The 11925-nt window shown below is 63.1% G+C and carries 9 protein-coding genes and 1 pseudogene; 4 read left to right on the plus strand and 6 right to left on the minus strand.

Annotated features, from left to right (window positions below):
- Positions 1-10: 10 nt before the first annotated feature.
- Together JWR98_RS15325 and JWR98_RS15330 are read left to right on the plus strand one after the other, a co-directional pair.
- Entirely contained in the window at positions 11-832 is an 822-nt protein-coding gene (locus JWR98_RS15325; RefSeq protein WP_078733120.1) for an ABC transporter permease, read from the plus strand.
- Positions 829-1545 carry an ABC transporter ATP-binding protein gene (locus JWR98_RS15330; protein ID WP_078733119.1) on the plus strand — a complete coding sequence of 239 codons (717 nt, stop codon included), beginning with the start codon at positions 829-831 and terminating at the stop codon, positions 1543-1545. The genes JWR98_RS15325 and JWR98_RS15330 overlap by 4 nt, the downstream gene beginning before the upstream one ends.
- Before the next feature lies 1 nt (position 1546).
- On the opposite strand, the pseudogene JWR98_RS15335 reads toward JWR98_RS15330, so the two are convergent.
- The 6 genes and pseudogenes from JWR98_RS15335 to JWR98_RS15360 form a co-directional block, all read right to left on the minus strand.
- Positions 1547-2467: pseudogene (locus JWR98_RS15335) on the minus strand (FecR domain-containing protein).
- Positions 2464-2982: a sigma-70 family RNA polymerase sigma factor gene (locus JWR98_RS15340; protein ID WP_078733117.1), complete on the minus strand. Its 519-nt coding sequence runs from the start codon at positions 2980-2982 to the stop codon at positions 2464-2466. The pseudogene JWR98_RS15335 and the gene JWR98_RS15340 overlap by 4 nt, the downstream one beginning before the upstream one ends.
- 95 nt (positions 2983-3077) lie before the next feature.
- Positions 3078-3692: an LbetaH domain-containing protein gene (locus JWR98_RS15345; RefSeq protein WP_078733116.1), complete on the minus strand. Its 615-nt coding sequence runs from the start codon at positions 3690-3692 to the stop codon at positions 3078-3080.
- 60 nt (positions 3693-3752) lie between these two features.
- On the minus strand, positions 3753-5198 hold the full coding sequence (locus tag JWR98_RS15350) for a mechanosensitive ion channel family protein (RefSeq protein ID WP_078733115.1): 1446 nt from the start codon (positions 5196-5198) through the stop codon (positions 3753-3755).
- Positions 5199-5306: 108 nt separating this feature from the next.
- On the minus strand, positions 5307-6173 hold the full coding sequence (locus JWR98_RS15355; protein ID WP_078733114.1) for a pirin family protein: 867 nt from the start codon (positions 6171-6173) through the stop codon (positions 5307-5309).
- A 103-nt stretch (positions 6174-6276) separates the two neighbouring features.
- A complete protein-coding gene (locus JWR98_RS15360) occupies positions 6277-7482 on the minus strand; it encodes a multidrug effflux MFS transporter (protein WP_078733113.1) in 1206 nt (401 codons plus the stop codon).
- A gap of 99 nt (positions 7483-7581) precedes the next feature.
- Between JWR98_RS15360 and JWR98_RS15365 the strand changes: the two genes are divergently transcribed.
- Together JWR98_RS15365 and JWR98_RS15370 are read left to right on the plus strand one after the other, a co-directional pair.
- Positions 7582-8688 carry an efflux RND transporter periplasmic adaptor subunit gene (locus JWR98_RS15365; RefSeq protein ID WP_078733112.1) on the plus strand — a complete coding sequence of 369 codons (1107 nt, stop codon included), beginning with the start codon at positions 7582-7584 and terminating at the stop codon, positions 8686-8688.
- A 2-nt stretch (positions 8689-8690) separates the two neighbouring features.
- Positions 8691-11774: an efflux RND transporter permease subunit gene (locus JWR98_RS15370; protein WP_078743613.1), complete on the plus strand. Its 3084-nt coding sequence runs from the start codon at positions 8691-8693 to the stop codon at positions 11772-11774.
- Positions 11775-11925 lie beyond the last annotated feature (151 nt).

The following is an 11925-nucleotide window of genomic DNA, read 5'->3' on the forward strand; positions in this document are numbered from 1 at the left end:
GGGGAACCTGATGAGCAGCAAAGTCCAAGCACTGCCCCTTGTCACACCGACTGCGCCGCACCGCAGCGCCTGGCCCAGGCGCCTCAAAGGGCTGGTGCTGCCGGCTCTGATCCTGCTGGTGCTGGAAGTCGTGGTGCGCGTGGGTTGGCTGCCCTCCTACCAGATGCCGGCGCCCAGCGAGATTGCCGTCACCCTGAGCGAACTGGCCGAAGGCGCACTGTGGAAACACATCAGCGCCAGTCTGGGACGGGTACTGCTGGGCTTTGCCATCGGCGCCAGCCTGGCGTTGGTATTTGCCGCGTGGGTGGGGTTGAGCCGCGAGGCCGAGGCCTACCTGGAGCCAACCTTCGCCGGCTTGCGCTCGATTCCGAGCCTGGCCTGGGTGCCGCTGTTGCTGCTGTGGCTGGGTATCGATGAAACCTCAAAGATCGTGCTGATCGCCATTGGCGCGTTTTTCCCGGTCTACCTCAATGGCGTTGCGGCGATTCGCGATATCGACCGCAAACTGGTGGAGGTCGGGCAAATGTATGGTTTCAGCCGTCGGCGCCTGGTGCGACGCATCCTGTTGCCCGCCGCCCTGCCCGGCCTGTTCACCGGGCTGCGCAGTGGCTTGAGCCTGGCGTGGATGTTTCTGGTGGCGGCCGAGTTGATCGCGGCCACCAAGGGCTTGGGTTACCTGCTCAGCGACGGGCGCGAAACTTCACGGCCGGACATCGTGCTGGCGGCGATCATCGTGTTGGCGTTGTTGGGCAAGGTCACCGATGGCTTGCTGGCGGCGCTGGAGAAGCGCTGCCTGGCCTGGCGTGACACCTTCACTGGGCAGGAGCAATGAGTATGCAGCCTTTACTGGACATCCATGTGACGCGTAAAAGCTTCGCCGACACCACCGTGCTCAAGGATGTGCGCCTGGCCTTGCAACCGCGCGAAGCCGTGAGCCTGCTGGGCCCCAGCGGCTGCGGCAAGAGCACCTTGCTGCGCATCGTCGCCGGCCTGGAAACCGAGTTTCAGGGCGAGTTGCGCAGCCCCGATGGCGAAGTGGCCTTTGTGTTTCAGGAACCCCGGCTGATGCCCTGGCTCACGGTAGAACAGAACATCGGTTTGAGCGATGACAGCCATTACGACAAGGCCTGGGTCAGGCAATTGATCGAGGAAGTCGGCCTCAAAGGCTTTGCCCAGGCGCTGCCTAAGGCGTTGTCCGGCGGCATGGCGCAACGGGTGGCCATCGCACGCGGCCTGTACTCACGTCCCCAGGTGCTGCTGCTGGATGAACCGTTCAGCGCGGTGGACGCGTTTACGCGCATGAAGCTACAGGACTTGCTGCTGCAACTGGCCGAGCACCATGCCATCGCATTGCTGCTGGTGACCCATGACGTGGATGAAGCGCTGTACCTGAGCGACCGGGTGCTGGTGATGGACAACCGGCCGAGCAGCATTCGCCAGACGCTGGCGGTGGATTTGCCGCACCCACGGGATCGGCGCGACCCGCTGCTGGCCCGGCTCAAGGCGTTGGCGTTGACCGAGCTGCAGCGTGCGCATGTGATCTAGATCAAGCCAGTTTCTTGCGCAAGCTCACCCAATACCGCGTGCGTGCCCGCACTTCCAAGCCCAGTGTCGAGGCCAACAACTCAAGAACACGGTCGGTGTCATCCAGGCGAAAACTGCCGGTCACCCGCAAGGTTTCCAGACCAGGCTCCCAGCGCAACACGCCGGGCCGATAGCGCGCAAGCTCGCGCAGAAAATCTCCCAGCGCTTGGTTCTGCGCAGTCAGCACTCCGTCACGCCAATCCAGTTGCAGCACATCGAACGGCACCCAGGCACCGAGTCCGCTGGCCTTGAGCGGCGCTTGCTGGCTACCCTGCAAGGTCGAGCTGTTTCCACTCAAATCCTGTACCTGCACCGCCCCCTTGAGCACCGACACCAGACAGCCCGCCGCCAGTTGGCGCACGCACACCTCGGCCTGGCTGACCTGCAACTGGCCATAGCGGGTGTGCAGTGTCATCGCCGCCGCGCCGGCGACATTCAGCGCCAGTTCGCCGTCGACCAGGGTGATACGCCGCTGCGCCACGTCCACGTCGACTGCGTGGCGGTATTGAGTTGCAGGCTGGCGCCGTCGGTCAGTGGCAAGCGTTTGCGTTCACCGGTGGCGGTGTGCAGGTCAGCGCGCCAGGTGTCGATGGGCAATTGGCGGCTGATCAACCAGGCCGTCGGCAGCAAGGCGGCAACCCCCCAACGCTCGCTTGAGCACGGCCCGTCGCCCCGGTTGCGGGCGGTCGAGGCTGGCCATCGCCAAAGCCTGGGGTAACTCGCTGAAACGCTGGCGCAGGGATTGAGCGCGTTGCCAAGTGTGCTCATGCAGGGGATGGCTGTCGCGCCAGTGCTGCAACGCCGCATGATCACGCTCGGTAGCAGTGCCGGACTCCAGCAGCGCCAGCCATTGCGCGGCGGCGCGTGCCACGTCGCGGTTCACAGGTCCACCAGCAGGCAATGCTCATAGGCCTGGGCCATGTAGCGCTTGACCGTGCGCTCGGACACATCAAGGCGTTCGGCGATCTCGCGATACCCCAGGCCTTCCAACTGGCTCCACAAAAACGCACGTCGCACCAACACCGGCAAGCCATCGAGCAATTCATCCAGCGCTTGCAGGGTTTCCAGCACCAGCCAACGTTGTTCGGGTGACGGCACACAGGCTTCGGGCAAGTGGGTCAAGGCGTTCAGGTAAGCCTGTTCCAGGCTGCGCCGCTGATGAAAATTGACCAGCAAGCGCTTGCCCACCGTCACGAGGTAAGCACGCGGCTCCTGCATTTGCGCGACCGGCTGGGCACTCGCCAAAACACGCAGGAACGTGTCCTGGCTCAGGTCCGCCGCATCCCAGGCGTTGCCCAGGCGCCGGCGCAGCCAGCTTTCGAGCCAACTGCGGTGGTCACGGTACAGGCTCGACAGCGTCAGTTCAGCAGCCTGCGTCGGAGCAACAGCATCATTCATGGCAAGCAACCTGCGCGGCGCGAGTGAGTCTCAAATGAGATTCATTCTATTTAATATCGTGCCGTTGCACCATGCTCTTTTCAACGCGGCGTTTATCAGGAGGTCTCAGCGTCAAACACCTGCCCGCGTCCCACGACACTGGCCGGAGCCAACACCGCTCCGGGCGCGAGCACCGCATTGGCGCCAATCCGGCACTGATCGCCGAGTAACGCGCCGAACTTGTCGCACCCGGTGCGTTGCAGCTGCCCGCCCACCCGCACCAGCACCTCCTTGTCTACACGCTCGTTACGGTAGTTGGCAACGATGCTGCCGGCCTCCAGGTTGATGCCATGGCCGAGCACTGAATCGCCGACAAAATTAAAGTGCGCCAGTTTGCTGCTACTGAACATAAAGGTAGTTTTCAACTCGGCGCCCGGACCGATAATGCACTGCGTATCCACCCAGCAACCGCCGCGCAACAGTGCACCGCTGGCAATAAAACACTGGGCGCCGATGATCAGGGGCGGCTTGAGCAAGGCCCCCGCCTCGACCATGGCGCTGTGGTGGATGGCGATTTCATCATGGATGACGTACTCGTCGGCCGGCAGTTCGGTCAGCAATTGGCGAACGATGGCAGGCGCCTGCGTGACCAGCGCCCAGGGCGCCAGGTCGGCCCAAGGGCGCAAGGGGGATTGGTCGATACTGGCGATGTAGTCGGTGAGTCGGATCAATGCTGAACCCTCGAACACACAGAGAAGTTCGAAACGCTAGCATGATCAAACGCTCAGCGCTCAGAGACCGCGCTTGCGCAACCACTGCAAGAAGCCTTTCTTGACCGGCGCGACCGGCGCCTCCTGGGTCAGGGCCTGCGCGGCGTGCAGGCGGAAATCCAGCAAGTTTTTCATCGCATCGCCGATGTCCTTACGCGCGTCCAGGCACGGTGTCAGGTATTCCTTCTCAATGCGGTACAGCGTGCAGAACGTCTTGGCGGTAAAGTCCGCCAGGGTCGCCTGCTCCGTCAGAATCCCCGCCTCGCCGATCACCTCGCCCGGCCCCATGCGCCCGGCTTCGAACGCGTGCCCGCCCTTGATCAGCATCACCGAGACCACACCGGACTCAACGATAAACAAGTGATCGCTGACCTCGCCCGCCGGCAGGATCATCTCGCCGGCACGGTAGGAGTGCAGGGTCATGTTCTGGCTGAAGGTTTCCTTCTCTTCCTGGCGCAGGGTGGAGAAGATCGACGAGCTGTCCAGCAGCGCCCGTGCCCGTGAAGTCGCTACGGGCGTGGCGCTTTCGACCGCCGACAACAGGCTCACGCCCGCCGCTTGCAGATGCCGGAAGGCCAGGTCATACAGCTGGTTGCGCACTTCGCGCTTGAGCGGCATGGCGGGCACGAACCCACTGATTTCATATTCCACGCCGCCACTGGCTGATGTCTTGAATGCCACGCTCGGTGCCGGTTTGGCCAATAACGGCCGGCATCCCTGCATGGCGCGCTCCAGCGCTTCGATCACGGTTTGCGGGCGCGCATGGGGGCTGACCTGCAGGCTCACCGACAGGCCGAACATATCCGCCGGGCGCGAAAAGTTGATGATCTTGGCCTTGGCCGCCAGGGAATTGGGGATCACCGCCATGCTGCCCTGGGAGGTCTGCAGCCGCGTGGCGCGCCAGTCGATATCCGTGACCCGTCCTTCGGTGCCGTCGATGGAAATCCAGTCATCGAGCTGGTAAGGCTTGGTGGTGTTGAGCACGATCCCGGAAAACACGTCGCTCAGGGTGCTTTGCAACGCCAGGCCGACGATGATCGCCACCGCGCCGGACGTGGCAAGCACGCCCTTGACCGGCAGGTCGAGCACGTAGGCCAGCGCGGCGATGATCGCGATCAGGAAAATCACCGCGCCGATCAGGTCCTGCAACAGCCGCCCGGTATGCCCCACTCGCTGCACCATCAGTGCGCCGAGCAACACCGTGAGCGTGCGCGCCGCAAACAGCCACCAACCGATCTGCAGCGCGGTGGCCGCCATGTGCAGGGCTGTGCTGTCGGCATAGGGCGGCACCAGCATGGGGTTCATGCCGTCGTTGAACAGCACGGCGCTGAACACCGCAAAGATCACCAGGCGTGCGGCGAGTTTCCAGTTGGCGAGCGTGGGGGAAATGAGGCGCCACACAGCGATGTCGATGAGGACCAGCGCCAGGGCGCAGAGCATCGGGTGGTCGAAGATAAATGAGGGCATCCAGGCGACTCCAGGGCGAATCGCGTGAAGATCGCATGAAATTGAGAAGGCTGGAAACAAAATGTGGGAGCTGGCCTGCCAGCTCCCACAGGTTTTTGCGGTGACTCTTCAGGCCTGCATTCGACCAAACCGCCCCGACTGGAAATCCGCAAACGCCTGGTGAATTTCCTGTTCGGTATTCATCACGAACGGCCCATGCCCGACGATAGGTTCCTCAATCGGCTCGCCGCTGAGCAGCAGCACCATGGCCTCATCATTGGACTCCAGCACCAGTTGCGCGCCATCACGCTCGAACAATGCCAGTTGCCCTTGGCGTGCCACTTCTTCGCTGTTGACCAGCACGGTACCGCGCAGGATCACCAGGGCAGTGTTACGCCCGGCGTGCAGGTCCAGCGTGATGGGTTTGCCTGCGTTGAGGCGCACGTCCCACACGTCGATTGGTGTGAAGGTGCGCGCAGGTCCTGTGACCCCGGCGAATTCCCCGGCGATCAAGCGCAGGTTCCCGGCGCCATTGGCCAGCGCCAGCACAGGAATATCAGCGTCGACAATCGTCTGGTAGCCGGCCTCGGCCATTTTGTCCTTGGCCGGCAGATTGACCCACAGTTGCACCATCTCCAGCGCGCCGCCTTTACGGGCGAAAGCTGCGGAGTGGAATTCTTCGTGGAGAATGCCTTTGGCGGCCGTCATCCATTGCACATCGCCAGGGCCGATCGTGCCGCCGGCGCCGGTGGAATCGCGGTGCTCGACTTCACCGTCGTAGACGATGGTCACGGTTTCAAACCCGCGATGGGGGTGCTGGCCGACGCCGCGGCGTTGGTCGGTCGGAGTGAAATTGGCCGGACCGGCGTGGTCCAGCAGCAAGAAGGGGCTGATGTGCTTGCCCAGGTTGTCGTAGGAAAACAGCGTGCGCACCGGAAAGCCGTCGCCTACCCAATGAGCGCGGGGGCTGGTGTAGATGCCGATGAGTTTTTTCATGGTAGTCCTCCAAAGTGCATACACCTTATAGCTGACACCAATTTGGCGCTAGACGGCACAAACAGCCTTGACTGTCCCATTCATGGAACGAACTGCCCGTTTATCAGGCCACTGAGGCCAGCGCCCCGCGCCGTTCACGCAACAACTGGAACGCAACGAAGGCCATCACCGCAAATCCTGCCTGGATCATGATCATCGGCGTGGCACTGCCGTCGCGCAGTTGGCTCAACAACAGCCCGCTGCAGGTGGCGCCGAACATCTGCGCAAAGCCCATCAAGCCCGCCGCCAAGCCGGCGCGGTGCGCGTTGGGCATGACCGCACCGGTCACTGAACCGGGCAACACCAACCCACCGCCGAGCGTGGCCACGGCAATCGGGATATCCAGCCCCAGCACCGACAGGCCGAACACCCCGTAGATCAGCGCCGCCGATACGCCCCCCAGCGCTACCAATGTCACGCCCATTGCCACAATCCGCTGCGGCCCCAGGCGCATGATGTTGCGCCGCGTGTAGGTGGACCCCACGATCAGCATCGACACGATCAAGCCAAAGTTGATGCCGTATTCCAGGCTGTTGAAGCCCAACAGGTTGATAAACACCGCCGATGACCCGGCGATCACCGCAAACATCGCGCCGTAGGTGCACGCCAGGGCTACAGCGAACGCCCGGTATGGGCGGCCCTTGAGCACATCCAGATACTGCCCGCCCAGGGTGCGCCAGTGGCCGGCCTTGGGGTCCAGGTAGTGATTGCTTTCTCGAAAAAACAACAGCGCCAGCAGCAACACCGCGCTGCCGATCGCCAGCCCAAGCATGATCGGCGCGCGCCATCCCACCAGCTTGATCAACAGGCCGCCGACCATTGGCGCGACGACGATGGCATACAGCATGCCGATCATGGTCAACGCCAATGCAGGTCCCGCTTCGGCCTTCCACACATCGCGCACCACCGTGCGCGCCAACACCAGCGCCGCACAGGCGCCCAGGCCTTGCAACACGCGGGCCGCAATAAACTGGTGAATATCGTTGACCAACAGCATCGACAGGCTTGCCAACACATACAGCGCCAACCCGCCGAGCAATACCGGACGGCGACCGATGCGGTCCGACAGCGGCCCGAACAACAACTGACCCAGGCCAAAGGCCGCGACAAACGCCGACAACGCCAGCAGCGCCGAACCCGGCGGCGCCACCAGCGCCTGCTCGATGGCGCCAAGACCGGGGATGATCAATTGGGTCGAGACTTCACCGAGCGCCGTCAGGGCCACCAACAAAAACAGCAGGTTTCGCGAGGGCGCCGGGGCGTTCGACATGGGGATCATCCGGGGCTGGATTAATTTATATTTCGACCATAATATGCGTAAAAAATTATGTCCATAATTTTTTGCCCAATGGTTACCCCGGAGTCCGCCATGCCCCCTCTTCCTCTGCGTCTTCTCACGCCCCTGGCCTTACTGACCATTCTCAGCGGCTGTAACAGCAAGGCCGATACCGCCGCCCAAGCGTCGCAGCCGCGCCCGGTACTTGCCGCCCATGTCCAAGCGGCCGGTAGCCAGCAAAGCGCCTATACCGGGGTGGTTGCGGCCCGTACGGAAAGCGACCTGGGTTTCCGCGTGAGCGGTAAGGTCATCGAACGCAAGGTCGATCCCGGCCAACATGTGTCCCGGGGCGACACCCTGCTGGTGCTGGACATCGGCGACTTCGAACTGGCCCTGCGCTCGGCCAGGAACCGCGTCAACGCCGCCCAGGCCCAACTGCGTCAACGCCGCGACGATGAAAACCGCTACCAGCGCCTGGCCAGTACCGGCGCGGTATCACGGCAGATCTTCGATCAGTCAGCCACCAACCTGCGCGTCGCCGAAGCAGAACTGGCCGCGGCGCAATCGGACGCCAGCCAGATCGAAAACCGCCGCACTTACTCAGTGCTCAAGGCCGATGGCGACGGCATCATCACCGATGTGCGGGTGGATCGCGGCCAAGTGGTCGCCGAAGGGCAAATCGTCGCGCGGCTGGCCCATGACGGTGCCCGCGAAGCCATCGTCAACCTCCCGGAAAATCAACGCGACCGCGCCTCGCAAAAAGCCCTGGCGTTGCCCTTCGGCGCCGTCGATCAAGCGGTCAGCGCGACCCTGCGCGAGTTGTCCGCCAGTGCCGACCCGATCACCCGCACTTACCGCGCGCGCTATGTGTTGCACGGCGACGTCGCGCGTTTTGCCCTCGGCTCAACCATCACCGTACGCCTGCAGGGCGACGGCCAGGCCCAACAGACCAGCGTGCCCATCGGGGCCTTGCATGACGCGGGGCAAGGCACCGGTGTCTGGCTGATCGGTGCCGACAATAAAGTCAGCTTCGCACCGGTCAAGGTCGCCAGCCTCGGTCAGGAAGACGCCCTGCTCGACAGCGGCGTGAGCCCCGGCGCGACCGTGGTCGCCCTCGGCGCGCACTTGCTGCACAACGGCGATGCGGTGCGCCTGCTGCCCGCCCAGGCGCTGGCCCTCAACCGCAAACAGGACCAATGATCATGCGCGACATCAACCTCTCTGAACTGGCGGTCAAGCACCGTGCGGTCACCTTGTTTTTGATCATTGCGATCATCGCCGCCGGAATTTTCGCGTTCGGCAAACTGGGGCGCGCCGAAGACCCGTCTTTCACCGTCAAGGTGATGACCGTCACCGCCGCCTGGCCCGGCGCTACCGCACAGGAAATGCAGGAACAGGTGGCCGACCGCCTGGAAAAACGCCTGCAGGAACTGGACTACTACGACCGTGTCGAGACCATCGCCCAGCCGGGTTTTGTGTCGATGCGCATGACCTTCAAGGAGTCCACGCGCCCCGGCGAGATCCAGGACCTGTTCTACCAGACCCGCAAAAAGCTCAGTGATGAAGCGGCGCGACTGCCCAGGGGCGTGATCGGGCCGTTCTTCAACGATGAATATTCGGACGTGTACTTCGCGCTGTATGCCCTGGAAGCCGAACACCTGCCCCATCGCCAACAAGTGCAAATGGCCGAGGACTTGCGCCAGGGCCTGCTCAACCTGCCGGGGGTGAAGAAGGTCAATATTCTCGGTGAACAGGCGCAGCGTATCTTCGTCGAGTTTTCCTATGAGCGCCTGGCAACCCTGGGCATCAAGCCCGACCAGATCTTCGCCGCCCTTGCCGCGCAAAACGCGGTGGCGCCGTCGGGCTTTGTGGAAACCACTGGCGCCCGTGCGTATATCCGTATCGACGGCGCCTTCGATAGCCTGGCGCTGATTGAAAACGTGCCGCTGGTCGTCAACGGCCGTGTGCTGCGCATCGCCGACGTGGCCAGCGTCAGCCGTGGGTATGAAGACCCGCCGAGCTACCGCATCCGCCATCAGGGCGACCCGGCGCTGATGCTCGGCGTGATCATGGAGAAGCACTGGAACGGCCTGGAGTTGGACAAAAGCCTCAAGGCCGAGGAAGCCAGGATCCAGGCAGACCTGCCCCTGGGCGTGAACTTCGCCAAGGTTTCCGACCAGGCCAAGAACATCAGCCTGGCGGTGAATGAATTCATGCTCAAATTCTTCGTCGCCCTGGCGGTGGTGATGCTCATCAGCCTGTTGGCCCTGGGCTTTCGTGTGGGGCTGGTGGTGGCGGCTGCGGTGCCGCTGACCTTGTCCATCGTGTTTGTGATCATGCTAATGACCGGCCGCGAGTTCGACCGCATCACCCTTGGCGCGCTGATCATTTCTCTGGGTTTGCTGGTGGACGACGCGATCATCGCCATCGAGATGATGGTGGTGAAACTCGAAGAAGGCTTCGACCGGATTCACGCCGCCACCTTCGCCTGGAGCTCCACCGCCGCGCCGATGCTGACCGGTACGCTGGTGACGATCATCGGCTTTCTGCCGGTGGGTTTTGCGCGGTCGGGCGCCGGGGAATATGCCGGGAATATCTTCTGGATCGTCGGCTTTGCACTGATCTCATCCTGGCTGGTGGCTGTGGTCTTCACGCCGTATTTGGGCGTGAAGCTGCTGCCGCAGATCAAACCGGTGCCCGGCGGCCACGACGCGATCTACGCCGGGCGCTACTACCGCAAACTGCGCAGCCTGGTAGAAGCCTGCGTGCGCCAACGCTGGCTGGTGACCGGCCTGGTGGTGGCGGCCTTTGTGCTGTGCGGGCTGGGCATGGGCGTGGTGAAAAAGCAGTTTTTCCCCAACTCCGACCGTTCCGAACTGATCCTTGAGGTGTACATGCCACCCGGCAGCGCCTTCAAAAGTACCGAAGCGGTGGCTGCGCAGTTGGAGAAAGCCCTGCTGCAGGAGCCGCAAACCTCGATGGTCGATACCTATGTGGGCGGCGGCGCTCCGCGCTTTTTCCTGTCGCTGAACCCTGAGTTGCCGGACCCGGCGTTTGCCAAACTGATCGTGCAAACCCCGGATTCCCACGCCCGCGACGCCCTTAAGCTGCGCATGCGCGAGCGCATCGCTGCCGGTGAGTTTCCGGCGGCACGGGTGCGTGTGACGCAATTGCTGTTCGGTCCGCCGGTGCCGTTCCCGGTGGTATTCCGTGTATCCGGCCCGAATGTGGAGGTGTTGCGCGGCCTGTCCGAAGAGGTGCGCAAAGTGGTCACCGCCAACACACTGACCAAGGATGCCTTCCTCGACTGGGGCGAGCGCACCAGCGGCTATCGCCTGGTGCTGGATCAGGACCGCCTGCGTCTGCTCGGGTTCACGCCCGACGAGGTCAAGTCCCAGCTCAACGCCTTGCTCAGCGGCAACCCCATCACCGAAGTGCGCGAAGGCAACCGCACCGTCTCCGTGGTCGCCCGTGCCCAGGGCAGCCAGCGCGAGAACCTCGGCAACCTCAATAACATGACCCTGACCAACAGCGCCGGCACTTCCGTACCGCTGGCTCAGGTCGGGCATTTCCAGGCGGTAATGGAGGAACCGATCCTCAAGCGCCGCAACCGCGCGAGCACCGTGGAAGTACGCGCCGATATCATCGACGGCGTGCAACCGCCCGACGTGGAAATGGCCGTGTACAAAGACCTGCAACCCCTGATCGCCACACTGCCCACCGGCTACCAGATCGACATCGGCGGCCCGGTGGAAGAAAGCGCCAAGGCCAACGTGGCCCTGGCGGCGCTGTTCCCGATCATGATCCTGCTGACCCTCACGGTGATCATGTTCCAGGTGCGCTCCTTCGGTGTGATGTTCATGGTCTTCGCCACCGCGCCACTGGGCTTGATCGGCGCGGTGCCGACCTTGCTGCTGTTCAACCAGCCGTTCGGGTTCAACGCAATCCTGGGATTGATCGGCATCGGCGGGATCCTGATGCGCAACACGCTGATCTTCACCGACCAGATCCGCCAGAACCAGGACCACGGCATGGCGATCCGCGAGGCCATCATTGAAGCCACGGTCCGGCGTGCACGCCCGGTGATCTTGACCGCACTGGCGGCGGCGTTGGCGTTTATCCCGTTGACGTTGTCGGTGTTCTGGTCGTCGCTCGCGTTCGTGCTGATTGGCGGCGTGTTGGTGGGCACGGTGTTGACGCTATTGTTCCTGCCGGCGCTGTGCAGTCTGGTGCTGGGACGGGAGAAGACAAAGGTTGTCGAAACCTCCCACATAAGCGCCGGATAAGCTCTACTCCCCCGCCCTGAAAACCTCTGCAAAGTCCCTCGCCTGAATACACAGCGCGAGGGAGTGCAGATGGTTTGTTTTGTGATAGCCCAGGTTGATGGGGCCGTGTCTTGATTCCGGTCATCGCCAGCCTGGTCCTGGCCCCCATGGA

Source organism: Pseudomonas lactucae (genome assembly GCF_016937615.1).
Lineage (GTDB): Bacteria > Pseudomonadota > Gammaproteobacteria > Pseudomonadales > Pseudomonadaceae > Aquipseudomonas > Aquipseudomonas lactucae.